The organism is Streptomyces sp. NPDC048361, assembly GCF_040651795.1.
Classification (GTDB): domain Bacteria; phylum Actinomycetota; class Actinomycetes; order Streptomycetales; family Streptomycetaceae; genus Streptomyces.
The window spans coordinates 41,694-67,436 of record NZ_JBEZKW010000035.1 but is presented as its reverse complement, the minus strand read 5'-3'; the positions used below and the strand labels follow the sequence as shown (position 1 = coordinate 67,436).

Annotated in this window: 20 protein-coding genes; 9 read left to right on the top strand and 11 right to left on the bottom strand. The window is 73.9% G+C overall.

The annotated features are described in order from the left end of the window. Positions 1-82: 82 nt before the first annotated feature. Genes AB0D31_RS20965 through AB0D31_RS20950 form a run of 4 tightly spaced genes read right to left on the bottom strand, consistent with a single transcriptional unit; the run spans position 83 to position 4,478 of the window. Positions 83-688: an ATP/GTP-binding protein gene (locus AB0D31_RS20965; RefSeq protein ID WP_362725111.1), complete on the bottom strand. Its 606-nt coding sequence runs from the start codon at positions 686-688 to the stop codon at positions 83-85. Next, positions 669-1,106 carry a DUF742 domain-containing protein gene (locus tag AB0D31_RS20960; protein WP_362725108.1) on the bottom strand — a complete coding sequence of 146 codons (438 nt, stop codon included), beginning with the start codon at positions 1,104-1,106 and terminating at the stop codon, positions 669-671. Before AB0D31_RS20960 ends, AB0D31_RS20965 begins: the two co-directional genes overlap by 20 nt. A 28-nt stretch (positions 1,107-1,134) precedes the next feature. Further along, positions 1,135-1,581, bottom strand: coding sequence for a roadblock/LC7 domain-containing protein (locus AB0D31_RS20955; protein WP_362725106.1), 447 nt, complete (start codon positions 1,579-1,581; stop codon positions 1,135-1,137). Beyond that, a complete protein-coding gene (locus tag AB0D31_RS20950; RefSeq protein WP_362725103.1) occupies positions 1,578-4,478 on the bottom strand; it encodes a nitrate- and nitrite sensing domain-containing protein in 2,901 nt (966 codons plus the stop codon). The genes AB0D31_RS20955 and AB0D31_RS20950 overlap by 4 nt, the downstream gene beginning before the upstream one ends. A gap of 314 nt (positions 4,479-4,792) precedes the next feature. Between AB0D31_RS20950 and AB0D31_RS20945 the strand changes: the two genes are divergently transcribed. Next, complete coding sequence (locus AB0D31_RS20945; RefSeq protein WP_362725100.1) at positions 4,793-5,299, top strand: hypothetical protein; 507 nt, start codon at positions 4,793-4,795, stop codon at positions 5,297-5,299. Between the two features lie 139 nt (positions 5,300-5,438). Here the strand turns inward: AB0D31_RS20945 and AB0D31_RS20940 are convergent, their stop codons facing one another. The 4 genes from AB0D31_RS20940 to AB0D31_RS20925 all read right to left on the bottom strand — a co-directional run bounded on the left by AB0D31_RS20940 (position 5,439) and on the right by AB0D31_RS20925 (position 13,929). After that, on the bottom strand, positions 5,439-10,085 hold the full coding sequence (locus AB0D31_RS20940; protein WP_362725097.1) for a hypothetical protein: 4,647 nt from the start codon (positions 10,083-10,085) through the stop codon (positions 5,439-5,441). Between the two features lie 129 nt (positions 10,086-10,214). Next, the gene (locus tag AB0D31_RS20935) at positions 10,215-11,231 is read right to left on the bottom strand and encodes a hypothetical protein (protein ID WP_362725094.1); all 1,017 of its coding nucleotides are present in this window, start codon (positions 11,229-11,231) and stop codon (positions 10,215-10,217) included. A 382-nt stretch (positions 11,232-11,613) separates the two neighbouring features. Continuing rightward, entirely contained in the window at positions 11,614-13,143 is a 1,530-nt protein-coding gene (locus AB0D31_RS20930) for a hypothetical protein (protein ID WP_362725091.1), read from the bottom strand. 78 nt (positions 13,144-13,221) lie between these two features. Continuing rightward, on the bottom strand, positions 13,222-13,929 hold the full coding sequence (locus AB0D31_RS20925; RefSeq protein ID WP_362725088.1) for a GntR family transcriptional regulator: 708 nt from the start codon (positions 13,927-13,929) through the stop codon (positions 13,222-13,224). Positions 13,930-14,242: 313 nt separating this feature from the next. Between AB0D31_RS20925 and AB0D31_RS20920 the strand changes: the two genes are divergently transcribed. From AB0D31_RS20920 to AB0D31_RS20905, 4 genes are all read left to right on the top strand, one after another. Beyond that, positions 14,243-15,532, top strand: coding sequence for an MFS transporter (locus AB0D31_RS20920; RefSeq protein WP_362725085.1), 1,290 nt, complete (start codon positions 14,243-14,245; stop codon positions 15,530-15,532). A 160-nt stretch (positions 15,533-15,692) separates the two neighbouring features. Next, complete coding sequence (locus tag AB0D31_RS20915) at positions 15,693-16,526, top strand: 5-oxoprolinase subunit PxpA (protein WP_362725082.1); 834 nt, start codon at positions 15,693-15,695, stop codon at positions 16,524-16,526. Positions 16,527-16,531: 5 nt separating this feature from the next. Then, complete coding sequence (pxpB, locus tag AB0D31_RS20910) at positions 16,532-17,152, top strand: 5-oxoprolinase subunit PxpB (RefSeq protein WP_362725148.1); 621 nt, start codon at positions 16,532-16,534, stop codon at positions 17,150-17,152. Beyond that, positions 17,149-18,018: a biotin-dependent carboxyltransferase family protein gene (locus AB0D31_RS20905; RefSeq protein ID WP_362725079.1), complete on the top strand. Its 870-nt coding sequence runs from the start codon at positions 17,149-17,151 to the stop codon at positions 18,016-18,018. The genes pxpB and AB0D31_RS20905 overlap by 4 nt, the downstream gene beginning before the upstream one ends. 193 nt (positions 18,019-18,211) lie before the next feature. Here AB0D31_RS20905 and AB0D31_RS20900 read toward each other — a convergent pair whose 3' ends face one another. Continuing rightward, the gene (locus AB0D31_RS20900; protein WP_362725077.1) at positions 18,212-19,639 is read right to left on the bottom strand and encodes a HEAT repeat domain-containing protein; all 1,428 of its coding nucleotides are present in this window, start codon (positions 19,637-19,639) and stop codon (positions 18,212-18,214) included. A 267-nt stretch (positions 19,640-19,906) separates the two neighbouring features. Further along, entirely contained in the window at positions 19,907-20,299 is a 393-nt protein-coding gene (locus tag AB0D31_RS20895; protein WP_362725075.1) for an ankyrin repeat domain-containing protein, read from the bottom strand. Between the two features lie 297 nt (positions 20,300-20,596). On the opposite strand from AB0D31_RS20895, the gene AB0D31_RS20890 reads away from it, so the two are divergent. After that, positions 20,597-20,791, top strand: a complete 195-nt coding sequence (locus AB0D31_RS20890; RefSeq protein ID WP_328314020.1) for a hypothetical protein — start codon at positions 20,597-20,599, stop codon at positions 20,789-20,791. Between the two features lie 85 nt (positions 20,792-20,876). Continuing rightward, positions 20,877-22,502, top strand: coding sequence for a hypothetical protein (locus tag AB0D31_RS20885; RefSeq protein ID WP_362725072.1), 1,626 nt, complete (start codon positions 20,877-20,879; stop codon positions 22,500-22,502). Positions 22,503-22,593: 91 nt separating this feature from the next. Here AB0D31_RS20885 and AB0D31_RS20880 read toward each other — a convergent pair whose 3' ends face one another. Continuing rightward, positions 22,594-24,096, bottom strand: a complete 1,503-nt coding sequence (locus AB0D31_RS20880) for a PLP-dependent aminotransferase family protein (protein ID WP_362725069.1) — start codon at positions 24,094-24,096, stop codon at positions 22,594-22,596. A gap of 29 nt (positions 24,097-24,125) precedes the next feature. Here AB0D31_RS20880 and AB0D31_RS20875 point away from each other — a divergent pair, with 29 nt between their 5' ends. Continuing rightward, positions 24,126-24,968 (top strand): hypothetical protein, encoded by an 843-nt coding sequence (locus AB0D31_RS20875; protein ID WP_362725066.1) that lies wholly within the window; start codon positions 24,126-24,128, stop codon positions 24,966-24,968. Further along, the gene (locus tag AB0D31_RS20870) at positions 24,965-25,729 is read left to right on the top strand and encodes a glycerophosphodiester phosphodiesterase (protein WP_362725063.1); all 765 of its coding nucleotides are present in this window, start codon (positions 24,965-24,967) and stop codon (positions 25,727-25,729) included. Before AB0D31_RS20875 ends, AB0D31_RS20870 begins: the two co-directional genes overlap by 4 nt. Positions 25,730-25,743 lie beyond the last annotated feature (14 nt).

Genomic DNA, 25,743 nt, shown 5'->3' with positions numbered 1-25,743 from the left:
CCCCCGGCAAAGGGACGCGCGGCCCGTACCCCGGTCGGTGGGGGTACGGGCCGCGCCACACCCGCGAGGGTGTGAGGCGGCCTCAAGTGGCCGCGTGCTGGCGGGACTTGGCGGACACCGCCATGGCGTGCTCGACCACGCCGACGAGGATCTCCTTGACGGACTCGCGGACCCGCGCGTCGCACAGCAGGAGCGGCACCTCCGGGTCGAGGTCGAGGGCGGCGCGCACCGCGTCGGCGGGGTACCGCGTGGCGTCGTCGAAGCAGTTGACGGCGACCGTGAACGGGATGCCCCGGCGTTCGAAGTAGTCGATGCCGGCGAAGCAGTCCTCCAGGCGGCGGGTGTCGGCGAGGACGACCGCGCCGAGGGCGCCCTGCGCCAGCTCGTCCCACAGGAACCAGAAGCGGTCCTGGCCCGGGGTGCCGAAGAGGTAGAGCACCAGGTCCTCGCGGAGCGTGATGCGCCCGAAGTCCATGGCCACCGTGGTGGTGCTCTTGCCTTCCACACCGTCGAGGTCGTCGACGGGCCGGCCGGCCTCGCTGAGCCGTTCCTCGGTGCGCAGGGGACGGATCTCGCTCACCGCGCCGACCAGGGTGGTCTTGCCGACGCCGAAGCCACCGGCGACCAGGATCTTCAGGGTCACCGGATCGGCGTGCCGCTTCCTGCGGCTAGAGCGCCCGAAGGCCATTGATCACCTCGCGGAGAAGGGACTCGTCCGGCAGCTCGGCCGGCGGGACGGGTCGGGTTACGTGGACCAGGGCGTCGGCGACGAGATCGCCGACCAGGACGCGGACCACCCCGACGGGGAGGTCGAGTCCTGCGGCGAGTTCGGCGATCGACTGGGGTGCGTCGCCGCAGCGTTCGACGATCTCCACATGTTCCGGGGACAGCGTCTGGTCGCGGCCCGGGTCGTCGGCCGCGGGTTCCGGGACGACCACGGCGATCAGGTCGAGGCGATGCTGGCCCGCACTGGTGGTGCGGCCGCGCGTCATGGCGTACGGACGAACCACCGGGCCTGCGTCGGCGTCGAACCAGTGGAGCGGGCGGCCGGGCGGCGCCGACGGGTCCCCCGGCCGTTCCCCGGCCCGTTGGTCTGCGTCACTCATCGCGTCCCCCCGGTCATGGCGTACCCCCTCACCCTCCGGTGTGCAGGCCGGTCCGCGGTGCGGTGGCCAGGTGGACGCCGACCCGCTTGACCATGAGGGTCATCTCGTAGGCGACCTGACCGACGTCGGAGTCGGCGTCGGACAGGACGGCGAGGCAGCTGCCGTCTCCGGCGGCCGTCACGAAGAGGAAGGCGTCGTCGAGTTCGACGACGGTCTGGCGGACCCTGCCCGCGTCGAAGTGGCGTCCGACGCCCTTGGCGAGGCTGTGGAAGCCGGAGGCGACGGCCGCGAGGTGTTCGCCGTCCTCGCGGGTCAGGTCGCGCGAGGTTCCGGTCGCCAGGCCGTCGCCGGAGAGCACCAGGGCCTTGCGGATGGAGCCGACGCGGTCGACCAACTCGTCCAGGAGCCAGTTGAGTTCGCCGGAACCGCTCCCGGTGGCGTTGCGTGTTGCGGCTGAGTCTTGTGGCGCGGTCATCGACCGTCCCCCTCCGGTGTGGTTCGTCGTGCGGTGTCGCCTCGGTCCGGCGCGGACGGTCCTTCCGCGGTGTCCGAAGCTTCGTTGTGCCTGCGGCCGCGCTGCCAGCCACGCTGCAGGGCGGCCATCCGGTCGCGTACCTCGTCGGCGTCGCGCTCCGGCTCGGGCCCGCTGTCGGGTGCGGGCGCGGCGCGGTGGCCGCCGTCGGGGCCGTCCTTGAGCTGGGGGGCCAGGCTCGCCTGGCGGACCCGGCGGGGCAGCCCGTCCAGGGGTGCGTCGGCCGCGGGTTCCCGCGGTCCACCCGGGAGACTGCCCCAGGAAGGCGCGGAGCTGGGCGCGCCCGGCAGGCCGGCCGGGGTGGCCGGGGGCGCGGCGGGCGGCGGCTGGTCGAGGCCCGTGGGCCGTACCGGTGTCAGGCCCGGCGGCCGCGGCGCGGAGCGCGGGGGCTGCGGTGACGCGGGGTCGGGGCGGGGCCCGGGGCGGGGTGCCGAGGCACGGGGGACCTGGGGCCGGGCCGGCTGGGTGGCGCGCCGTTCGGGCAGCCGGTTCTCGAAGGCGCGGCGCACCTCGGGGGACGGTTCGGCGTCCGGTGCGGGGTGGCCGCGGCCGGGCCCGTCGACGCGCCTGCCGTTGTCGCTGACCAGGGTCGGCACCCGGTGGCGGCGCGGCAGCGGCAGGGGCTCCCGTTCCTCGCCCTCGTCGGCGCTCTGCTGGTGCTGCTGGCCCTCGTCGGCCGGCTCGGTGGCCCGGCGGGCGGAGCGCAGCAGTCCGCCGCGTCCCGTGTCGCTTCCCTCGCGCGCGGCCGGGGCTTCGAACACGGAGGGTTCGTCGAGGCCCAACGGGTCGAGCGGGGGCTCCAGTTCGACCGGGCCGTCGAGGACCGACTGGCCGGGGATGCCGACCGGCAGCGGGGAGAGCGCACGGCGCGGTGGCGCGGCGGCGTGCTCGTCGTCGTCGCGCCCGGAGGCGCGGTCGAGGCGGAATCCGGTGCCCTCGGTCTCGGGCGCGTCGGTGAGCAGGGTGGCCGGCAGGAACACGACGGCGGTGGTGCCGCCGTACGGAGAGGGCTGGAGCGAGACCCGTACGTTCTGGCGCTGGGCCAGCCGGCTCACCACGAACAGGCCGAGCCGGTCGGTGTCGGACAGTTCGAACTCGGGGGTCTCGGCGAGCCGCAGATTGGCGTCGAGCAGCATCTCCGGTGCCATGCCGAGACCGCGGTCGTGGATCTCCAGGGTGAAGCCGTTGGCGACCCGCTCACCGTGCACCTGGACGGCGGTGTGCGGGGGCGAGAACACCGTGGCGTTCTCCAGGAGTTCGGCGATGAGGTGGGTGAGGTCGGCGACGGCGGGGCCGCCCACGCCGAGGCGGGGCAGCCTGCGCACCTCGATGCGTTCGTAGTCCTCGACCTCGGCGACCGCGGCCCGTACGACGTCCATGAGCTGGACCGGCTTGCGCCACTGGCGGGAGGGGGCCGCGCCGGAGAGGATCACCAGGCCTTCGGCGTGCCGGCGCATGCGGGTGGTGAGGTGGTCGAGGCGGAAGAGGTCGGCGAGTTCGTCGGTGTCCTCGGTGCGCCGCTCCATGGTGTCGAGGAGCGTCAACTGGCGGTGCAGGAGCACCTGGTTGCGCCGGGCGAGGTTGACGAAGACCTCGGAGACGCCGCGGCGCATGTCGGCCTGTTTGACGGCGGCCTCGACGGCGGCGCGTTGCAGGGTGTTCAGTGCCTGGCCGACCTGGCCGACCTCGTCGCGTTCGTAGTCCAGGCGCGGCGCCTCGGTCTCGACGTCGACGCTCTCACCGGCGGCGAGGCGGCGCATCACGCTCGGCAGGCGGACGCCGGAGACCTCGTGGGCCTCCTTGCGGAGCCGGGTCAGGTCGCGGACGAGCTCGCGACCGATGCGTACGGACATGAACAGGGAGATCAGCAGGGCCAGGAAGCCGAGGACACCGGCGAGCCCGGCCTTGATCAGTACGTCGAAGGCGACCGGCTCGACGCGGTCCTGGTAGCGGTTGCCGGCCTCGGTGCCCAGCTGGGCGAGGTGGTCGAGGACGGGCGTGACGGCCTGCTGCCAGCGGGCGGCGTCGATGTGGTGCGGGTTCTTGGCGGGCCCCGCGTCGATGACGGCGGTCTCCGCGGTGCGCAGCGCTTCGGTGCCGGGGCCGGCCCAGTACTGCTGGAACCGCTCGCGTTCGGCGCTCGGCAGCAGTTCCAGGTTGGTGTCGTAGAGCAGTTCCCGGTTGGCCACCAGGTCGGATATGCGGCGCAGTTCGGGTGCGGTCGTCTTCGGGGTGATGAGGGAGGAGGCGACGAGGGCGTCCTCGCGGGAGAGCATTTCCCGGGCGCGGGTGACGCCGACGAGGGCCCGGCCCTGCTTGTCCATCTCCACGTTCTCCAGGGCGTGGAGATTCATGAGGAAGCCGTAGCAGGGGTCGATGAGGCGGTTGTAGAACTCCAGCGCCTGGGTCCGGCCGACCGTGCCCTGTTCGATGGAGTGACGCAGCGCGGCCACGGTGTCGAAGCCGGCGAGGGCCGCCTTGAGGTGGGACTTCGCGGTGCTCTGGAGGTCGCTCCGGACATCGGAGTCCTGCGCGGCGGCGCGAATCCTGGAGATCCCGGCGTCGGTGGCGGCGCGGCGGCTGCGCAGCGAGGTGAGGGCGTCGGCGGGGCGTTCGTCGGCGAGGTAGACGAGGGTCTGGCGCCGCTCCTGCTGGATGTCGCGGACGGTGTCCTCAAGGGGATAGCCGACCTTTTTGACGATGCGCGCCACGTCCATGAGTCCACTGGCCTGCCGACCGGTGAGGTAGGTGGAGAACCCCCACAGCGCGGTGAGGGAGACGAGCGGCACCAGCAACAACGCCACGATCTTCCTGCGGATGGACTTCCCGCGAAAGCGCATGGCCTCCCCCAGATCAACCGTCAACAAACGGCGTGAGCCTACTACTGACACGAAGACAACTCGAAGGCACGTCCGGACGATTTTCGGCCGCACTCGAACGTGCCGATCATGAGTTGTCCTGGTATTCCGGGAGATGACGACCCGGGCCCGGCCGAGGGTCACCCGTCATGGCCGCTTTTCGACCGCTGTGGCAGATGGCTGGAATTCTGCGTTCCGGCCAAGTGTCCGGAATCTTCGGGGAGTTCCGTTCGTCTGTCTGTACGGAGCGTTTGTGGGGCTGGGGCACTTACGGGGCACACGGGTGTCAGGAAGCGATGGCAGCCGGGCCGTGGACCGCAGGGGCGGAGCCGCGGGGCGGACGAGGCATCGGGGCTCCACGGGTGGGGAGGAATGCAGGTATGAGCGTTGAACAGCAGCCGCTGTGGGTGGAGGAACCTGCTGTGCGACCGCGACTGCCCGACCCGGTCCGCACCGCGGCCGTGCGCGCCGTCATCATCGTCGCGGCGACCCTGATGCAGGCGGTGATCGCCGTGCTGTCCACGCTGGCCGACTCCTGGCTCGCCTTCCCGATGGTGATCAGCAGTGTCGGCAGCACGGTCCTAGCTACATGGGGCGTGCTGGACGTGTGGGTCACCCGCCAGGTGTGGAACCAGCGCAACGGCGTGGTGTCGGTGCCGAGCAGCACGGCGCGCAAGCTGCGCAGGGAGCGCCGCCGGGCTCGGCGGGCCGCCCAGACGGCGGGGCACGGGTCCCGAATACGGTCCCACCGGGCCCCGGCCCACTCCGCCGACGGCTCGCGCCAGGGGCTGTCCCGCGCCTGAGCGGGACGCGCCCCCGAGCGAGCCGGGCCCCGGCACACTCCGCGGACGGCTCGCGCCAGGGGCTGTCCCGCGCCTGAGCGGGACGCGCCCCCGAGCGCTGTCCCGCGCCTGAGCGGGACGCGCCCCCGAGCCGCGTGCGTCAACTCCCTTGCGGGGCCGGCTTCTTGTACATGCGGGTCGCCGTGATCTCGCCGTGCACGGTCTCGCCGGCGGTCGCCTGCTGGGGCAGACCGGGCCGCAGATGCTCTTCGACGCTGATGTACTTCAGGCCCGCCCGCAGGTCCGCGTCATTGCGCAGCCTGATCACGAGGGGGAACTCGGCGAGCGCCGTCGTGTCGAACAGGCCGGTGGTGTACAGCAGTTGGACGCCCAGCGCGTCGGACACGGCGCGCTGGAGCTCCAGGAGGTACGTCGCGTTGGCGCGGCCGATCGGATTGTCGAGGAAGAGAGTGCCGGCGTGGCGGTGCTTGTCGCGGCCCCGGTCGTTGCTGCGCAGCGCCGCCATCGTGCAGTACAGGGCGATCGCGGCGGTGAGCAGCTGGCCGCCGGAGAACACGTCGCCCATCTGTCCGACGGGGACGCGCTCGGCGCGCAGGACCGCGTCCGGCTTGAGGATCTCCACGGCGATGCCACGCGGCTCCAGGGCCGCCTGCACGCCGCGCAGCAACAGGGACATGCCGTCGCGGCGCAGGTCGGAGTTCTTCCGCACGGCGGCTCGGGTGGCCTCGTCGATGACTTCGCCGAGCCGTCCGGTGAGGGTGGCCTGGTCGGGCTCGTCGAAACGGATCCGCAGGAACTCCTGGCCCGACCACTCGCCGAGGCCCTCGGGGAGCTGGGACAGGCGCTGGGCGGAGCGCAGCGTGGTGAGGGCCGACTCCACCAGGCCGCGCAGCCGGTCCACGATGGAGTCGCGGTTGCGCTCCAGCTGGGCCAGCTCGTCGGTCAGGACGCGCAGCCGGGGTTCGAAGGCGGTGGCCCAGGCGGCGGCGTGCTCGGGCAGCGCGGCGGCGGGCAGTTCGCGGATCTGCTGGCGGGCCGGGGTGCGGACCTGCTCGTAGCGGGTGGCGTTGGCGTGCCGCACCAGGATGTCGCTCGCCTCGCGCACCGCGGAGTCGGCGGCGGAGAGGTCGCCGGAGCAGCCGCGCAGGGACCGGCGCGTTTCGGCGGCGGAGTGCCGGGCCTCCTCCAGGGTGCCCGGGTAGGGCTCGGGCACGCTCTCCTCGTCCGGGGCCTGGCCGCTGTCGCGCAGCAGATCGCGCAGGAGCGCCGCGGTCTCGTCGAAGCCGCCCGCCGCGTCCTCGGCCGCCCGGTGCGCGGTGAGCAGTTCGGCGTGGGCCGCGCGGGAAGTCTCCAACTCGTCGGTGCGGGTGGCGAGTTCGGCCGTCGCGGTGCGCAGCAGCGCCTGGGCCTGTGCGGCGTCGGCCGGTACTTGCTCGTCGGGGAGCTCGGTGTGCGTCCCCCCGTCCGCGGGCGCCAGACGCTCGGCCTCGCCGCGCAGCCGGCCGAGCTGCTCGCTCGCCGTGGACGCGCGGGTCTCCAGCATCTGGACGAGCGACTCGGCGCGGGCCGCGGCCGCCTGGCGGGACGGGCCGTCCGCGCCGTCGGTGCCTTCGAGCAGGGTCGCGGCGCGGGTGCGCACCTTGTTGGTGAGCCGGTCGAGCTCGGCGAGGGCCGCGCTCTCGTCGCTCTCGGCGCGGGCCTGTTCGGCGCGCAGGTCGGCGCCGACGCCGACCTTCTCGTACAGCTGGGAGGCGGCCCGGTAGGCCTCGCGCAGGGCGGGCAGCGCGGTGCGCGGCGCGTCGGCGTCGGGCTGGGGGAGGTTCTCGGGGACGCCGGCGATCTCGGCGCGTTCGGCGCGCAGCGCGCGGGAGGTGCGGTGCGCGTCGTCGGCGGCGCGCTGGGCGGCGCGGCGGTCCTCGTCGGCCGCCTTGGCGCGCTCCAGGAGGGTGTGGGCGCGGGCCTCCGACTCGGCCGCTTCGTCGGCGAGTTCGCGGAGCTTGACCTGCCAGCCGGCCCGCTCGCGGAGCCGGAAGGCGAGTCCGGCCAGGGCGTCGGCAGCGCGGCGGGCGCGCTGGGCGGCTTCTTGGCGCTCCTCGCGGATCCGTGCGGTGTCGGCGGCGGCCTCGTCGGCCTCGGCCCGTACCGTGCGGGCTTCGGCCAGTTGCCGTGCGGCTTCCTTGGCGCTTTCGCGGGCGGTGTGGGCGGCGGTGGCGAGCTCGGCGAGCATGCCGGGCGGGCAGTCGGCGCGCCAGGCGCCGATGCGGGCGGCGAGCGAGCGGTCCCCGGCGAGCCGGGCGGCGAGGGTGCGGATCTCCTCGTCGCGGGCGGTGGCTCGGGCGCGCAGCGTCTGCCGTTCCTCGTCGGCGGCGTGCTCGTCGTGCATGGCCGGATTCGGCGGCACGAGGAAGACGCCGCTGTCCGTGCCGGAGTCCGCGGCCGGGACGGGTGCGAGCAGCGCCGCGGTCGTGCCGACGGCGACGGCGGAGCGCGGCAGCAGGGCGGCGCCGGCCAGGGCTTCGCGGGCCCGGGCGTGCGAGGCGGGATCGGTGATGACGACACCGTCGACGAGCTCGGGGCGGGCGGCGAGGACGGCTGCGTGGTCGGCGGGAGCGACGGCCTGGGCGAGGTAGCGCCAGCCGGGCAGCGCGGGGATGCCGTGCTCGCCCAGGTACTCGACGGTCGCGAGCACATCGGCGCTGGGCGGCAGGAGGCCGCCGTCGCCGAGTGCGCCGAGGATGCGCGCGTCGTCGGCCGCCGCGGTCCGCAGATCGAAGAGCTGACGCTCGGCGGAGGCGACGCTCTGGTCGAGAAGGGCACGAAGCTCATCGGCGCTGCGGTCCAACTCCCCTGCAGTGAGGGCACTTTGGATGTGCTGCGCGCTCTGGGCACTCTGGGCGCTGTCGCCGTCGTGCCTGCGGGGCTCGGGTACGCCGGAGCGGCCGGTGGGCAGGCTGAGCAGTTCGGCGAGGCGCTCCTCGGCGGCGAGCGATTCGGCGGCCCTGCGCTCGGCGTCGTAGACCTGCTCGGCGGCGCGGGCACCGTCCTCGGCGCGGGCCGCCGCCAGTTCGGCACGGGCCTCGACGGAGGCGGCCTCGCGGGCCCGGTCGGCGGCGGCGCGCGCGGCTTCGCGGGCCGTGTCCCAGTCGGCCACGGCGGCCTTCTCGGCATCGCTCGCCGCGAGCGCGGCACGGGCCGGGTCGGCGTCGGGCGCGCTGTCGTCGAGCCAGCCGGCGCGTACGGCTTCGGCGGTCTCCTGCTCGACCTCCGCGAGGCGCTGGCGCAGATGGCCTGCCTCGCTGCGGGCCCGCTGGGCCTCGGTCGCGGCGACCGTCGCGTCGCGGTGGGCGGCCTCGCCCACTTCTTGGAGCCCGGCGGAGCGTTCCTCTTCCTCAGCGGCGACCCGTTCGCCGTCCTCGGCGGCGGATTGCAGGGCCCGTACGAGATCGGCGGCGGCCCTGGCGCGGGCTGCGAGGGCTGGGGCCGCGTCCCGTTCGGCTTCCTGGATGGCGGCGGCGACGCGGGCCGAGCGGTCGGCGGCGGCGCGGTGGCGCAGGACGGCCTCCGCGGCCTGCCAGGCCGAGTGGAGCGTACGGGCGTCGGCCAGTTCGCGGCGCTGCGCGGTGGCCGCCTTCTCGGCGACGGCGAGCGCCAACGAGGCGTGCCGGTAGGCGAGTTCGGAGGCGATCAGGGAGCTGCGGCCGCGGGCCTGCTCGGCGAGGGTGACGTGGTGGGCGGCGGCGGTGACCTGCTGGGCGAGGTCGGTGGCGCGGCCGCGCTCGTCACCGGCGCGGGCCGCCAGGCGCCGGGCGAGCGTACGGGTGCGCCGTTCGGCACCGGTGTGGATGTCGCGGGCGCGGGCGCGGGTCTCGGCGGCTTCGACGATCCGGTTGAGGAGGTCCACCGAGCCTGCGGTGAAGTCGCGTTCGGCGGTGAGTTCGGCGCGGCGGCCCAGCTTGTTGCCGAAGCCGCTGACGAGGTCGGCGAGGCCATCGGTGTCGCGGGTGTCGGTGACGGCACGGAGCAGCAGGTCGGTGAAGTCGGAGTCCTTCTTGACCGCGAAGAGGCCTGCGGCCTCGCCCTCGTCGGCGTTCATCTCCCGCTGGTAGCGGAAAAGTTCCGGGTCGAGGCCCAGATCGCCGAGGTGTTCGTTCCAGCGGTCGTGGATCTCCTCCCAGTACACCTCCAGGTGCGGGTAGGCCTTGGTCGCCTCGGTGACGGCGTCGCGGAAGCCCTTCATGGTGCGGCGCCGGCCCTGGGCGCTGGAGGTGCCTTCGGCGGAGGGCCGCATCGCGCTGGACTCGGCGACCGGCAGCGAGTCGAGGCTGAGGCCGGGGCCGGGCCGGAACGAGTACCAGGCTTCGGCGAACTTCCGCGGGTCGTTGGAGACTTGGCGCCCGCGCCACTCGCTGACCTTGCCCACCACGACGAGCTCACCGGTGAGGGTGTGCTGCCACTCCAGGGCGACGTGCCCGCAGTCGTCGGCGAGCAGGAACTTGCGCAGCACGCCGGAGCTGGCGCCGCCCAGGGTGTTGCGGTGGCCCGGCAGCATCACGGAGAAGATCAGCTTGAGCAGGACGGACTTGCCGCCGCCGTTCTCCAGGAAGAGCACGCCCGCGGGGGCCGGGCGGCGCGGCGGGCCGACCGGCTCGTCCTCGAAGAACTCCGCCTGCGCGGGGGCCGGGTGTGGCACGGGCGCGCCGACTCCCCGCAGGTCAAGCACGGTGTCGGCGTAGCGCGCACCGGCGGGTCCGATGGAGTAGAGGCGGACCCGGGACAGCTCGTACATGTCGGCGGACTCTCGTGAGGGTGGAGGCGGGTGGAGCGGGGGTGCGGCTTGAGCGCGGGGCGGTTCGGGCGGGGTGCGGGGCGGTTCGGCCGGGTGCTGCGTGCTGCGTGCTGCGTGCTGCGTGCTGGGTCAAGAGTGGAACGGCAGTCCTGCGTCGGCCGCCAGTTCCAGGTCGTCGGCGTCGGTGGGAGGCAGGAGGGTGGCGCTGCCGTCGGTGACCGCGACCACGCCGAGCTCGATCAGCTCGGTCAGGGCGGCGCTGCCGGCCATGTCGCGGACCTGCAACTGGTAGCGGGCTGTGGTGCGGTAGGCGCCGCCCGCGTCGTCCCCGGTGCGCTGGAGGAAGCCGGACTCGGTGAGGAAGGCGACGGCCTTGGCGACGATGCCGGTGGTGGAGCCGGCTAGCCGGCGGGCGTCCTTGGTGGCCCCGGTGGAGCTGCGCCGTGCGTAGATCCGCCAGGCGGCCTCAAGGCCGGGGGCGCCGGTCTCGGGGTCGGTGTTCTCGCCGGTCTCCTCGGCGCGCTCTTCGAGGCGGCGGCAGGCCTGCCGGACGAAGGCGTCGACGCCGTTGACGGTGATGCGGCCGATGTAGCCGTCGTCGGCGAGGTCTTCGGGGCGGGGGAAGGCGAGGGCGGCGACGGCGAGGTGGGCCAGGCCGTGCAGGAAGCGGTCGGCGGAGTCGGGGGCGGCGGCGCGGCGCGCGTAGTCGCCCATGCGGACGGCGAAGACTGAGTCTTCGGCGGCCGTCACGGCCATGCCCGCGCGGGGCGACACCTCCAGGACGATCAGGCCGAGGCCGGCCGCGACGGCGTCCGCGAGGCGCGCGAACGCGGGGTCCTCGCGGTGGCGGCGCAGCAGTTCGCCGTACTCCGCGTCGCGGGCGGGGAGCAGCTTGGGCTGGAGCCCGAAGGCGACGAGACGGGCGGCGTCGGCGGCGTCGGCGGGGGTGATCCGGCCCTCCCCGCCGGGGCCAGTGCTGGTGCCGGTGCCGGGTCCATGGCCGGCCCCGGCGGAGGTGGGTCGGGGCTCGGCCCCCGTCCCGGGCGCGGGCGAGGTGGGCCGGCCCTCGCCGCCGGTGCCGGGTGCGGCGGACGCCGGGGCCTCGGCGTCGTCGCTGAACGCGGGCTCGGGGTGGTGGTCGGTCACGGGGTGGTCTCCTTGGTGCGTACGGTGCTGGGCGCGGCGGGGTGAGCGCCTGCGGCGCGCTTCTCCCCCACCCCGCCCCTTCCCGAGACCCTCCGGGGGTGGGGAGGGAGGGCTCTGCGGGGGCTGCCGGTCGGGCGCGGACCGTGCGTGGTTGCTCGCGCAGTTCCCCGCGCCCCTGACAACACCGGGCAGGCGGCACCCTCAGCCCGTCCGGCGATCGCGGACGAGCGCCGTTCAGGCGCGAACGGGGTCCGGGGCGGAGCCTCGGGGTCGCGGGTGGGCCGGGGCAGAGTCCCGAGGCCACGCGTAACCCAGGACAGAACCCCGTGGCTTCGGGTGGGCCGGGGCGGAGTCCCGGGGTTGGTGTGCGGCGCGCGGGGGGTCACGACGACTCCGTTCGGCCTGCGGCCATCCCGACCGTGTCCAGCAGCGCCGTCCCCACGATCAGATCCGCCCCGCCGAACTCCGGGTCGTCGAGCTGTGTGCCGTCGTCCACCGCGAACAGCAGGCGCTCCTCGCCCTGGCGGTAGGCCGTGCCGACCGGCGGGCTCGCCGCGTGGATCGCCAACAGGGCGACCAGGTATGGCAGTTCGGCGTCGCCGCGGCGGCGGGCGTCGGCGAGCAGACCCGACAGACGGCGGGGCGCGTCGTGTTCCAGGTCGAGGAGTTCCATGGCGGAGGACAGCTGCTCCTCGCTGAAGCGGCTGTCGTCGGGCGTGGCGATCAGATCGGGCTCGGGCATTTCCGCGCCGAGGTGCTCCCGCTCCAACGGCGGTGTCAGCAGTATGTCCACCAGGTCGCCGACCCGTACGGCGACCGGGGTGCGCAGGCCGGTGCCGCGGGCGAAGAAGGCGTCGGTCACCCGGATCGCGTCCGTCACCGGCAGCGGAAGCAGCGGGGCGACCAGCTGGCCGTACAGGTCGAGGCCGGAGCGGGCGGCCGGGCGGGCGAAGGCCTGGCGGTCCTGTTCGGCGCGGAACAGCGGGCCCGCCTCCAGGAGGCGGGACTGGAGCTGGGTGTGGCGGCGGATGCAGTCCTTGACGATGTCGACGAGCTCGGCGGCGCGGCGCTTGTGCTCCGCTTCCTCCGCCTCGTCGCGGGCCTTGCGGATGTTGGTGAGGATCGCGTTCTCGTGCCGGTAGCGGTCGGCGACGTGGTCGAGGGCCTCGGCGATCATGTCGGGCACCGCGTTGAGCCAGTCGACCGCGCGGACGTTGCGCCGGGTCGCCTCCAGGGTGCGGCGCAGCGTCTCGGCGTACTGCACCGTACGGTAGCGGGCCTGTTCGGCGGCGAGCTGGGCGTCGGCGAGGCGGCCGCGGCTGATCAGGATCTCCAGCTTGACCTCGGCCGCGATCTGGGCGCTGGTGACGTCGGTGTCGAGGGCGCCCACCAGGACGTTGACGGCCTCGTCGGTGGTGCGCAGATAGACGGCGCCGCCGTATCCCGGCACCTCTTCGAGGAGTTTGAAGTCGTAGTCCCTGCGGACGTAGACGCCGTCGGGGTTGAACGTGCCGTACACCGCGCGGAAGCCGCGGTCCACGCTGCCCACGTTGATCAGGTTCTCCAGGACCCAGCGGGCCACCCGCTCGTGCTCGGCGGCGGGCCGGGACGGCGCCTGCGCGGCCACACGCGGGATGAGCCGCGCCACGATCTGCTCGTGGTCGGCTCCCGTGTCGAAGTCCATGTTGAGGGTGACGAGGTCGATGGAGGCGAGGGCCACCTCGGCCATCGCGTACACCGAGTACTCGCCCGCCAGGTTGGCCTTGCGTACGTCGAGATCGTGCAGCGGGGCGGTGCACGCCAGCGCGCGCAGTCGCCGCGCGAGCCCCTCGTCGGCGGCCGGGCCCGGCGCGGGGCGCGGCGCCGCGCTGAGCTGGGGCGGAACGAATTCCGTCGAGGCAGGCGAAGTCACGCTGGACAGATTAGGTCCTCGCACTGACAACGGTCGAAACGGCGCAGATCCGCCCGTCGCCCGGGCGGGCGGCGCGGGTCAGGCGGGCGCGTCCGTGACGAGTTTCCCGTACGCCTCGACGAGCTGGGCACGCGAGTCGTCGAGGTAGCCGGCGAGCAGTCGTACGGCGTCCGTCCGCTCGCCCGCGCGCAGTGCTTCCAGGATCTCCCGGTTGCGCACCAGGTAGGGCCGGTAGAGGCGGTGGGGGTCGGCCACCACGTGGAAGGCCAGGCGCAGTTCGGCGAGGACGCCGCGCATCAGCTCGTCGGTGCGGGCACTGCCCGCGAGGGCGACGAGTTCGCGGTGGAAGTGGATGTTGGCGGTGGACACGCCCTGCCAGTCGCTCTCCTTTGCCGCGCGTTCGCCGTCCGCGACCGCCGCGTCGAGCCCGTCCAGGCGGTACGGAGGCGCTCCGAGTCCCTGCACGACGGCGCATTCGACCAGGCGCCGGGTGCGGTAGATGTCCGTCACATCCTCGACGGCGAGCACACGGACGAAAACCCCGCGGTTGAGTTCGTGGATCAGCAGCCGCTCGTGGGTGAGCAGCCGGAACGCCTCGCGCAGGGTGTTGCGGGAGACGCCGAGCGCCTTGCCGATGGCGTCCTCGGCGAGCCGGTCGCCGGGCGGGAAGAAGCCTTCGGCGATCCGGGTGCGCAGGATGTCCGCGACCCGCTCCGCCGTGCTGGTGCGGCCCAGCAGGGCGCGGTCCTCGGCAAGTCCGCCGAGCCCGGAGTCCGTTGTCGCCACAGCGCCCTCTCTCCCCCGCCGGCCGCTCCCGCCGACGCGAGGGCCCATCGTAGGAGCACCGTGAGGACATGAGGAAGCGGGAACGTCTCCGCATGCCTCTTGTCGGATCGTTCAACAATCCCCTACGTTGAAGCGGCGGCCGCGCCTCCCCCGGCGTCCCCCGCCCGCTGCACCCCGGCACCACCCCCTTACCGCCTCTCCGGCCCACCGCACCCCCTGCACCACCCCGCACCGCCTCTCCGGCCCACCGCACCCCCAAGCACCCCCGCACGGTCTCCCTCTTCGGCCCTCTCACTCCTCCCGCGAGGTGCACATGAGCACGACCAAGGCCCAGCCACAGCACGGCCAACACCCCCACGACAGCGGCCCGTTCGGATGGTTGCGGGCGCTCGGACCCGCGGGCCGCCGCGCGTTCGGGGGCGCCTTCGGCGGCTACGCGCTCGACTCGTACGACTTCTTCACCCTGCCGCTCACGATGGTCGCGGTCTCGGCGTACTTCGGCTTGGACAGCGGCCGCACCGGGCTGCTCACCACGGTGACCCTGGTGGTCTCGGCCGTCGGCGGCGCGTTCGCCGGGGTGGTCGCCGACCGCATCGGCCGGGTCAAGGCGCTGATGATCACCGTCGGCACGTACGCCGTCTTCACCGTGGCCTGCGGATTCGCGCCCACCTACGAGACGCTGCTCGTCTTCCGCGCCCTTCAGGGGCTGGGGTTCGGCGGTGAGTGGGCGGTCGGCGCGATCCTGGTCGCCGAGTACGCGTCGGCGCGGCACCGCGGCCGCACCCTGGGCGCCGTACAGAGCGCCTGGGCGGCCGGCTGGGCGCTCGCCGTCGTCGTCTACACCCTGGTCTTCCAGTACGTGGGCCCCGACACGGCCTGGCGCGTGATGTTCTGGACCGGGGCGCTCCCCGCTCTGCTCCTCGTCTACGTACGGCGCTCCGTCAAGGACGCTCCCGCCGCCACCGAGCAGCGGCTCGCCACGGTCCGCACGACGAGCGGCGCCGCCACCTTCGCCGCGATCTTCCGCGGACCGCTGCTGCGGACGACCCTGTTCGCGGTGCTGCTCTCCGCCGGGGTCCAGGGCGGCTACTACACGCTCGCGACCTGGGTGCCGACGTTCCTCAAGAGCGAGCGGCACCTCACGGTCGTCGGCACCGGCGGCTACCTGGCGTTCCTCATCTCCGGGGCCTTCCTCGGCTATCTGACCGGCGGGTATCTCACCGACGTCCTGGGCCGCAAGAGGAACATCGCCCTGTTCGCGGTTCTGTCGGCCGTCTGCATCCTCGTCTACACCCATCTGCCGACGGGGGCGAACACCCTGCTCCTCGTGCTCGGCTTCCCGCTCGGCTTCTGCATGTCGGCGATCTTCAGCGGCTTCGGCTCGTTCCTCAGCGAGCTGTACCCGACCGCCGTGCGCGGCACCGGTCAGGGGTTCACGTACAACACGGGGCGGGCCGTCGGCGCCTTCTTCCCCACCCTGGTCGGCTACCTCGCGGACAGCTGGGGCGTCGGCGGCGCGCTGGTCTTCGGCGCGGTCGGCTACGCCATCGCCGTACTGGCCCTGCTCGGCCTGCCCGAGACGCGGGGACGGGAGCTGGCGTGAGCGGATCGGCGCGGCGATGACTGGCGTGAGCCGATCGCCGTCCCACCGCGCCCGCACCACGGCACGCCCTGACCGGCGCACGACGCCGGCCCGGGGCACACTGCACCACAAGAGCCGCACCCCTGAAGCCCGCCCCACTCGAACAGGAGACGCCTCACCCATGACCCGGCCCGCGACGATGTCGATCGACCTCAATGCCGACCTCGGCGAGGGCTTCGGGCACTGGCGGCTGACCGACGACGAACACCTGCTGTCCGTCGTCACCAGTGCCAATGTGGCCTGCGGTTTCCACGCCGGCGACCCGGCCATCATGCGACGGGTCTGCGCGCTCGCCGCCGAGCGCGGCGTGCGCATCGGGGCACAGGTCTCCTACCGCGATCTGGCGGGCTTCGGCCGCCGTTCCATGGACGTGCCGGCCGACGAGCTCGCGTCCGAAGTCGCCTACCAGATCGGCGCGTTGGAGGTCTTCGCGCGTGCCGCCGGCAGCCGGGTCTCGTACGTCAAACCGCACGGCGCGCTCTACAACCGTGTCGTGCACGACGAGGAACAGGCGGCCGCCGTGGTGGAAGGGGTGCTGCTCGCGGACTCCGGGCTCGCGGACTCCGGGCTGTCGGACTCCAGGCCGTCGGACTCCAGGCCGTCGGACTCCAGGCTGTCGGTGCTCGGGCTGCCCGGTTCGCACCTGCTCGCCGCGGCCGGGCGGGCCGGCCTTCCGGTCGTCACGGAAGCATTCGCGGACCGCGCCTACACCGCGGCGGCCACCCTGGTGCCGCGCGGCCGGGACGGCGCCGTGATCAGCGACCCGAATGCGGTGGTCGCGCGCGCCGTCTCGATGGCCCTGGACGGCACGGTGGTGGCCGAGTCCGGCGAGCTGGTCCCCGCCGGGGCGCGCTCGCTGTGCCTGCACGGGGACACCCCGGGCGCGGTGGAGCTGGCCCGGCGGGTCCGCGCGGCCCTGGAGTCGGCGGGCGTCGAGGTGGCGGCCTTCTCGTGAGCACGGTGCGCATCCTGCCGGTGGGGGAACACGCCCTGCTCGTTGAGGTCGACAGCGGTGCGGCGGCCGGCGCCCTCCACGCCGAACTGCTGCGCCGCCGCGCCGCCGGCACCCTGCCCGCGGTCCGCGAGATCGTGCCCGCGGCCCGCACCGTGCTCCTCGACGGTGTGGCCGATCCCCCTTCCCTCGCGGCCCAGTTGGCCACCTGGGACATCCCTCCCCTGGAGACACAGGCGCAGGACACGGTCGAGATCCCCGTACGGTACGACGGGCCCGACCTCGCGGACGTGGCCGACCTGTGGGGGGTCTCCCGGGCCGAGGTGGCGGAAATCCACTGCTCGGCCGCGTTCCGGGTCGCCTTCTGCGGGTTCGCCCCCGGTTTCGCCTACCTGACGGGCCTCGCCGAGCGGTACGCCGTGCCGCGCCGGGACACCCCGCGCACCGCGGTACCGGCGGGTTCGGTGGCCCTCGCCGGCCCGTACACCGGTGTCTATCCGCGCTCGTCCCCCGGCGGCTGGCAGTTGATCGGCACGACGGACGCGCCCCTGTGGGACCCGCACCGCGAGCCCGCCGCCCTGCTCACCCCGGGCACGCGGGTCCGCTTCGTGCCGAGGGGGCCCCGATGACCGACCGGGGGCTGTCCGTGGTGCGGGCGGGGGCGCTCACCTCCGTACAGGACGAGGGCCGTCATGGGCAGGCGCACCTCGGGGTGCCGCGCTCGGGCGCCCTCGATCTGCCCGCGAGCCGGCTCGCCAACCGCCTGGTGGGCAACGCCGAGGGGGCCGCCGTTCTGGAGACCACCCTCAACGGGTGTGCGGTACGCGCCCGTTGCGCGGTTGTCGTGGCGGTGACCGGGGCGCCCTGCGCAGTCACCCTGGACGGCCGGCCGGTGGCGTGGGGCGCCCCGGTGCGGGTGCCTTCGGGGGCGGTGGTCGAGGTGGGCGCCGCGACGCGCGGGGCGCGCTCCTACGTGGCGTTCGCGGGCGGGGTCGCCGTCGAGCCGGTGCTCGGCAGCCGCTCCACCGACCTCCTCTCGGGCCTCGGCCCGCCACCGCTCAGGGACGGCGCGGTGCTGCCGCTGGGACACCCGTACGGCACATCCCCGCACGTGGACGAGGCGCCCGCGCCCGGGGTGCCCCGCGAGCTGGTGCTGCGGGTGGGCCCGGGGCCGCGCGCGGCCTGGTTCGCGCCGGACGCGCCCGCCGTACTCTCGGCCGGCCGCTACCGGGTGTCGTCGGCCAGCAACCGGATCGGGCTGCGCACCGAGGGTCCCGCGCTGCAGCGGGTGATCGATGGCGAACTCCCCAGTGAGGGAATGGTGTTGGGTGCGGTCCAGGTGCCGCCGGACGGACGTCCCGTGGTGTTCCTCGCCGACCATCCGACGACCGGCGGCTACCCGGTGATCGGCGTGGTGCCCGAACCGGACCTCGCGGCGGCGGCGCAGGCAACGCCGGGGACGCCGCTGAGGTTCGTCCTGGCGCGCCGGCGCTGATCCCCGGCCGGGGCGACGGCCGCCAGGGCGGACGCGAGCGCGTCGGCGGCGTGCGGGTCGAGCCGGACCGCGGTGCCGCGCTCCGCGTACCGCGGGCTCGTCGCCCGCCGGCCGCAGCCGGGGTCGGTCTGGTAGACGGCGACGGCGGGGATGTTCAGGCGGGCGGCGGCCGCCCGTTCCCGGCAGCCGCGGGTCACACGGCCGTGGCGTCCGGGCCGAGCCGGTCGTGGATGGCGCTCTGCACCTCGGCCTCCTCGGCCGGGTCGGCGGCGAGCCTGCGCAGTCGCTCGGCCACCCGGGCGTCCACCAACTCGGCGTACTGTGCGGCCACTTCGCGAGTGGTCTCCTCGCAGTCCCACAGGCATTCGACGGCGAAGCCGGTGGCGAAGGAGGGGTCGGTGGCGGCGAGCGCGCGGGCGGTGCGGCCGCGCAGTTCGGAGGAGGAGGTCTCGCGGTAGACGTGGCGCAGGACGGGGGCGGCGCAGCAGATACCGAGCCGGGCCGCCCCGTCGACGAGGGCCCGCAGCAACGGGGCGTCGGGGCCCTCGGCGCGTACGGTCTCGCGGAGTGCGCCGAGCACGAGTTCCTTGTCGCCGGCCACGCCCCGTGACGCGAGCACGCTGGCGGCGGACGCGCCGAGTTCGTCGGGGCGGGCCACCCAGCCGCGGGCCCGCTCGACGGCCTCCGGGCCGCACATGCGTTCGAACGCCTGGACGGCGGCCTCGGCGGCGGCGCGTGAGCCGGCCGGTCCGTCCGAAACGGCCGCCTCGATCAGGTCGAGCACGCGGGCGTCGCGCGACTCGGCGAGATAGTGCAGTGCCGCGCCGCGCGCACCGTCGGTGCCGGAACGGGCCGCCTCGATGATCGCGTCCCTGTCCTCGGGCCCGGCCACGGCGCCGAGGCACCTGGCGGCCGGCAGGTGCAGGACCGCGCCGCGCTCCAGACCTTCGTCGGCCCAGTCGAAGACCGCCCGGACGCTCCAACCGGGCCGGGGCCCGGACGGCCGCATCTGGCGCTGCCAGCGGTCGAAGGAGCCGGTTTCCCGGGCGGCGCGCACACGGGCGCCCACGCTGTCGCGCGGATCGTCGGCCCACAGCCGCCAGGGCCGTGGTTCGTAGGCGTCCCGCACCGTGGCGGCGAGGTCGGCGTCACCCTCGGCGGTGGCCGGGAAGCGGGCGAGCACGGAGCCGGCGAGGGCGCGCAGGCCCGCGTCGGTGTCGCGCAGCGCCAGCTCGTCCAGGGCCCAGGCCCAGTTGGACCCGGCCGCGGCGTAGCGGCGCAGCAGCGCGAGCGCGTCGTTCCTGCCGTACGAGGCGAGGTGGCCCAGGACGGCGAGGGCGAGCCCGGTGCGGGAGTCCTCGGTGTCCAGGACGTCCTCGGCGTCGAAGAGGTGGCGCTCGATCTGGCCGAGCCCGCCGTCGAGATCCAGGAAGAGGCGCGCGTAGTACAGCGAGCGGTTCTCGACCTGCCAGTCCTGGCGGGGGTCGCTCAGTACACAGTGGTTGAGGGCCGCCAAGGCCTCGTCGCGCGGGGCGGCCAGCGCGTGCAGGGTGCCGTCGCCGCGGCCCCGCTGCAGCAGGCCGAGCAACGTGCCGCTCGGCGCTATGACTGGATCGAACATGGGAATAGCCTCACATCAAGCTGTCGACGCAACCGGGGATTCGTGCCTTGCCCTAGGCCGCGCAGCAACATGAGGGGTCGCCCGCCGTCTTCTGCTTGGTGTAGACCATGTTCCCGCCTCTCGTCGCGATCCCCGATGTAGGGACCCTGCCCCCGATGTAGGGGTTCGACGTCATGATGACCCAGCCATTTCGCCATCGCGACCACATTTACGGCGTCCCTCTCCACGGGCGCCGGGGTGGATCCCCCGTAAACGGCCGGTGGACGCTCAGTTGGCCCCGAACAGGGCGAGCAGTTCCGTCTTGCCGAACATCCGGGCGGTGTCGACCGCGGACGGCGTTCCGGCGGAAGGATCGGCTCCGCCGGCGAGCAGCGCCTTGATCACGGCGTCCTCGCCCTTGAAGACGGCGCCGGCGAGCGGGGTCTGGCCCCGGTCGTTGGCGCGGTCGGCCTCGGCGCCGCGGGCCAGCAGCACGGAGACCGCGTCGGCGTGACCGTGGTAGGCGGCCAGCATGACGAGACAGTCGCCGCGGTCGTTGGTGAGGTTCGCGGGAACCCCGGCGTCGATGTACGCGGCGAGCGTCTCGGCGTCGCCCTGACGGGCCAGCTCGAAGACCTTGGCCGCCAGTTCGACCACCTCGGGATCGAGATCCTCGCTCATCGGAAAAACTCCTTAGGGGCAACGGAACAGACCCGCACGGCGACAGAGCCGTACGAGTGAATCGACAGGGTACTGCCCGGCGGGCGACATGACGGGGGCTGTCCGAGGCAAAGATCACCGCAAGTGACCGCCGCGCGCCCGAAGGCCGCACAGTGTCCCGCTCCGGACGGCTTTCCATATCCGCCACTCCAGTGAAATTAGCCACGTTTCACCCATTTGCACCTTTTATCGCATAGATACTTCCTGTGAGCCTGGAAGAACTCATGGTGACCGTCCCCATCAACCAGGAGAACTCACATGATCCTGTCCATGTCAGGCGTGGTGCTGCTCGGAATCATCTGCTTCCTCTTCTTCAAGAAGGACGGGCTCAAGGCGTCGCACGCGCTCGTGTGCTCCCTCTTCGGCTTCTATCTCGCGGGCACCGCCATCGCCCCGAGCATCACCGCCGGAGGCGCGAGCCTCGCCAGCCTGCTGGGCGGGATCAAGTTCTGACCTCCCGCCGTCCTCCGTTCCACGGCAGAGATCTCGGCAGCCATCCCGGCAGAAACCACTGCGGACACAACTCCAGGAGAACGACGTGGCCCGGCGACCGCTCCCCCGCATTCTGAGCAGCAGCAGCGCATCCATCGTTCGCAGCCGCGAGATCGCGCGCACGGCCGCCGACAGTGCCACCGACGTTCTCCATCCGCTCATCACGATCAGCCGCGGCCTGCGGCTGATCACCGCCGCCCTGCGCGGCAGATGGGCCGCCACCCCCAAGGAACGGCGTAGTCCCGCGCTGTTCCTGACGGCGGCCGTGGTCCTGGTGGTCGCGCTCATCCCGTACGGGCCGCTCCTGGCCCTGATCACAGTGATGGGCGCGGCCGCCTGGAAGGGCCGCGAGAAGCCGGTCGTCAAGACCGGCCCCGACGACACGGAACTGGCCCGCCTCCAGGCCCTGTACGAGGCGCTGGTCCCCTACTTCTCCGTACCCGAGGACCCCGCCCCCCTCTTCTCGCACGGCGGCGCGTGGGACAAGGCCTTCAGTGCGTACGAGTTCGACGACGCCGGCCGCCTCACCCGGCTCCGGGTGCGCTACCCGGCGTACTTCACGGACGGCGAGGCCGAGCCGCGCGCCCGCATCGAACAGCTGCTGCACGCCAAGTCGGGGCGCGGCCGCGAGTACCACTTCGTCTGGGACGAGGAGGGCAACGAGCTGGAGCTGAGCGTCCTGGGCGCGCTGCCCACCTCGATCGCCGCCCAGCCCTTCGTGACCTCCCCCGGCGAGACCGTGCTCGGCTTCACCGACCCCGACTCCGTGCAGCGGACCGTCCCGGTGACCGCGGACGAGGAGAGCCAGGACGCCCCAGCGGTGATCTGGCGGACCGGGCCCCGCTCCACCGAGCCCCACCTCCTGGTGGCCGGCCGGCCCGGCTCGGGCACCACGACGCTGCTGCGCTCCATCGCGCTCCAGGCCCTCAAGGACGGCGACCTGCTGATCGTGGAGGGCAGCGGGACGGGCGAGTACGCCTGTCTGACAGGCCGCTCGGGCGTCCTCGCCGTCGAATGCGGCCTCGCCGGGGCGCTCGCCACCCTGGAGTGGGCCTCGCACGAGACCGAGCGCCGCCTGATCTCGGCGAACCGGGCCCGGCAGGCGGGCCGCCCGGCACCCGAGGACACCAAGCGGCCGCTGTGGATCCTGCTGGACCGCCCCAGCGTCCTCGCCGACCTGGCCGCGGCCGACGGCCGCACCGACCCGCAGCACCTGCTCCAGGTCCCGCTGCGACACGGGCGGGCCGCGGGGGTGACGGTGGTGGTGGCCGAACAGTTCGACACCCTGCACGACCTGTCGGAGGCCGTACGCTCCCACACCCGGGCCCGGGTGGTGCTGGGTGCCGCCTCCAAGGGCGAGGCCGAGTCGGTGCTCGGCGTCCCGCCGCACACCACCCCCACCCCGGACGTCCCGCCGGGCCGCGGGTACGCCCGCCTGGGCACGGGGCCGGTGCTGCGCCTTCAGGTCCCCGCGACTCCGGACCCGTACGACGACGCGACGACGGAGGCCCACCGCCGGGCGGTGCTCGACCTGCTGCCGCCCCGTGACGTACCGGTGGCGCCCCGGCCCGCCGAGCCGGGCCCGATGGTGACCGCCCCGGCGGACGTACCGCCGCCGGACGCGGCCCCTGCGGACGCGACACCCGTGGAGGCCGTCCCGGCCGAGGGGTGAGACGGCGCCACGGGCTTGGCTCGGCGCACGAAGACGCCCCGGCGCGGTGGACGGGGCCCGGGGCCGCCGGGGTCAGGCGAGACGCAGCCGGTCAGGCGACGAAGGTGCGCGGAGGCTCCGCGCCGCCCGAGCCGCCGCCCGTCTCCACCAGCCGGGCCGCGGCGGCGAGCCGCGCGGCCGCCTCGTCGGCGAGCGGGCCGCCCACCGTGAACGGCAGCCGGACATACCCTTCGAAGGCACCGTCCACGCCGAAGCGCGGGCCCGACGGCACCCGCACTCCGACGCGTTCACCCACCTCCGCGAGCCGGGACCCCGACAGGCCGCCGGTGCGCACCCACAGCGTGAGTCCGCCGCGTGGCACGTCGAACTCCCAGTCCGGCAGCTCGCGGCGGACCGCCGTCACCAGCGCGTCACGGTTCTCCCGCGCCTGAACGCGCCGCAGCTCCACCGCCTTCTCCCAACCGCCCGACGCCATCAGCCAGTTGACCGCGAGCTGTTCGAGGACGGGGGTGCCGAGGTCGGCGTAGGCGCGGGCGGCGACGAGCGAGCGGATGATGTCGGGGGCGGCCCGCACCCAGCCGATGCGCATCCCCGCCCAGAACGCCTTGCTCGCCGAACCGACCGTGAGCACCGTGGCGCCGGCCGGGTCGAAGGCACAGACCGGGCGCGGCATGGCGAGGTCCTCGTCGAGCCACAGCTCGCTCATCGTCTCGTCGACCACGAGCACCGTGCCGGCCGAGCGCGCCGCGTCGACGAGCTCACGGCGCTGGTCCTCGCCTGCGAGCGCGCCCGTCGGGTTGTGGAAGTCGGCGACGACATAGGCGAGCCGGGGCGCCGCGTCCCGCAGCACCTGGCGCCAGCGCGGCAGGTCCCAGCCGGAAAGCCCCTCGGCCATGGCGATCGGCACGAGCCGCGCGCCCGCCTCGCGCATGAGCTGGAGGATGTTGGCGTACGACGGTGATTCCACGGCGATGCGTTCGCCCCGGCCGGCGAACAGATGACAGATCGCGTCGATGGCACCCATCGCACCCGTCGTCACCATGATCTGCTCGGGCATCGTCGGGATGCCGCGCGCGGTGTAGCGCTCGGCGAGCATCTGCCGCAGCGCCGGGAGCCCCGCCGGATAGTCGCCGTGAGTGTGGGCGTACGGCGGCAGCTCCTCCAGGGCGCCCTGGACGCCCCGGGTCAGCCACGGCTCGGGGGCGGGCAGTGCCGCGCACCCCAGGTCGATCATGGAGCCGAGCGACTCGGGCGGCAGCGGTTCGAGCCCGCGGCCGGGCAGCGGGTGCCCGGCGGGCACGGCGGTCCAGCTGCCCGCGCCGCGCCGCGATTCGAGGAAGCCCTCGCCGCGCAGCGCCTCGTAGGCGGCGGCGACCGTGGTGCGGCTCACCGACAGGGCGAGGGCGAGTTCGCGCTCGGCGGGCAGCCGGGCGGCCGCCGGAACGCGGCCTTCGAGCACGAGCAGCCGGATTCCGTCGGCCAGCGCCCGGTAGGCCGGCGGCTTGCGCAGCCCAGCGCCGACCGGGCGGGGCTGCTGTGCCTTGAGCTGACGGGCGAGCTGGGCGGGCCCGATCGCCGAGGTCCACTGCGCCATGAAGTCAGTCCACCTTCCCCGAATTGGCCATGGTTGGAGTCCATTTCCCCGCCACAGAGTGGCATGAGCCAGTCCACTACCACCACTCAGGGGGCACCCTCTTGTCCGGACACCTCATACGACGACTGTCGCAGCTGTACGTCGGTCTCGCGCTGTACGGGATCAGCGCCGGCCTGCTGGTGCGCGCCGGACTCGGCCTCGAACCGTGGGGTGTGCTGAACCAGGGCCTCGCCCGGCACACCGGCCTCTCCATCGGCACGGTGTCGATCGTCGTGGGTGCCGCGGTGCTGCTCCTGTGGATCCCCCTGCGCCAGCGGCCGGGCCTCGGCACCGTCTCCAACGTCTTCGCGATCGGCATCTGCATGGACGCCACCATCGCCATGGTCCCGGACGCCCACGGTCTCCTCGCCCAGGTGCCCCTCACCGTCGTCGCGATCGTCCTGAACGGGGTGGCGACCGGTCTCTACATCACGGCCCGCTTCGGCCCGGGTCCACGCGACGGCCTGATGACCGGTCTGCACCGCGTCACGGGCCGCTCCATCCGGCTCGTGCGCACTTCGCTGGAGGTGGTCGTGGTGGCGACCGGTTTCCTGCTCGGCGGCTCGCTCGGCGCCGGCACGGTCCTGTACGCGCTGGCGATCGGCCCGCTGGCCCAGTTCTTCCTGCGCGTCTTCGCGATCCCGGAGCCGGCAGCGGTCGCGGAGGCTGCCGTGCCCCTCGCGCCGGCCGCGATCCTCGAACCGTCCGCGCCCCCCGAGCCGCCCATGCAGCCCATGCAGCCCAAGCAGCCCAAGCAGCCCGAACCGCACTCGCCCGCGAACGGCGCCTCCACACCGGGGGCCTCTCCGGCGCACGCGATACTTCCCCGGTGACTCGCGTACGCCACCCCTATCTGGACCACCCCGCCCCGATCCCCTTCGCCCACCGCGGCGGCGCGGCGGACGGCATCGAGAACACGGCGGCCGCCTTCGCGCGCGCCGCCGAGGCCGGTTACCGCTACTTCGAGACCGATGTGCACACCACCGCGGACGGCCGTCTCGTCGCCTTCCATGACGCGACACTCGACCGCGTCACCGACGCTCGCGGCCGCATCGCCGAGCTGCCCTGGAACGAGGTCGCACGGGCCCGGGTGGCGGGGCGCGAGCCGCTGCCGCTCTTCGAGGAACTCCTCGAAGCGTTTCCCGAGGTGCGCTGGAACGTCGATCTCAAGGCGGAGTCGGCGCTCGTCCCGTTGATCGACCTGATCCGCCGCACCGGCGCGTGGGACCGGGTCTGTGTCGGCTCCTTCTCGGAGGCCCGCGTCGCCCGGGCACACCGGCTCGCGGGGCCGCGCCTGGCCACGTCGTACGGCGTACGGGGCGTGGCCGCGCTGCGCCTTCGCTCGTACGGGATCCCGGTGCCGCTGCGGCCGGGCGCGGTGAGCGCGCAGGTCCCGGTGAGCCAGAACGGCGTACCCGTCGTGGACCGCCGTTTCGTGCGGACCGCGCACGCGCTGGGCCTGCAGGTCCATGTGTGGACGATCAACGATCCCGCTCGGATGAGGGCGCTGCTCGACCTTGGCGTGGATGGCATCATGACCGATCATCTGGAGACACTGCGCACGGTACTGACCGACCGGGGAGCCTGGCACTGACCGGCCCCCGGCAG

Excerpts from the sequence above, each read along its gene's own strand:
- AB0D31_RS20965 (WP_362725111.1), bottom strand. The coding sequence starts at position 688 with ATGGCCTTCGGGCGCTCTAGCCGCAGGAAGCGGCACGCCGATCCGGTG.
- AB0D31_RS20960 (WP_362725108.1), bottom strand. The coding sequence starts at position 1,106 with ATGAGTGACGCAGACCAACGGGCCGGGGAACGGCCGGGGGACCCGTCG.
- AB0D31_RS20955 (WP_362725106.1), bottom strand. The coding sequence starts at position 1,581 with ATGACCGCGCCACAAGACTCAGCCGCAACACGCAACGCCACCGGGAGC.
- AB0D31_RS20950 (WP_362725103.1), bottom strand. The coding sequence starts at position 4,478 with ATGCGCTTTCGCGGGAAGTCCATCCGCAGGAAGATCGTGGCGTTGTTG.
- AB0D31_RS20945 (WP_362725100.1), top strand. The coding sequence starts at position 4,793 with ATGGCAGCCGGGCCGTGGACCGCAGGGGCGGAGCCGCGGGGCGGACGA.
- AB0D31_RS20940 (WP_362725097.1), bottom strand. The coding sequence starts at position 10,085 with ATGTACGAGCTGTCCCGGGTCCGCCTCTACTCCATCGGACCCGCCGGT.
- AB0D31_RS20920 (WP_362725085.1), top strand. The coding sequence starts at position 14,243 with ATGAGCACGACCAAGGCCCAGCCACAGCACGGCCAACACCCCCACGAC.
- AB0D31_RS20915 (WP_362725082.1), top strand. The coding sequence starts at position 15,693 with ATGACCCGGCCCGCGACGATGTCGATCGACCTCAATGCCGACCTCGGC.
- AB0D31_RS20905 (WP_362725079.1), top strand. The coding sequence starts at position 17,149 with ATGACCGACCGGGGGCTGTCCGTGGTGCGGGCGGGGGCGCTCACCTCC.
- AB0D31_RS20900 (WP_362725077.1), bottom strand. The coding sequence starts at position 19,639 with ATGTTCGATCCAGTCATAGCGCCGAGCGGCACGTTGCTCGGCCTGCTG.
- AB0D31_RS20895 (WP_362725075.1), bottom strand. The coding sequence starts at position 20,299 with ATGAGCGAGGATCTCGATCCCGAGGTGGTCGAACTGGCGGCCAAGGTC.
- AB0D31_RS20890 (WP_328314020.1), top strand. The coding sequence starts at position 20,597 with ATGATCCTGTCCATGTCAGGCGTGGTGCTGCTCGGAATCATCTGCTTC.
- AB0D31_RS20880 (WP_362725069.1), bottom strand. The coding sequence starts at position 24,096 with ATGGCGCAGTGGACCTCGGCGATCGGGCCCGCCCAGCTCGCCCGTCAG.
- AB0D31_RS20875 (WP_362725066.1), top strand. The coding sequence starts at position 24,126 with ATGGTTGGAGTCCATTTCCCCGCCACAGAGTGGCATGAGCCAGTCCAC.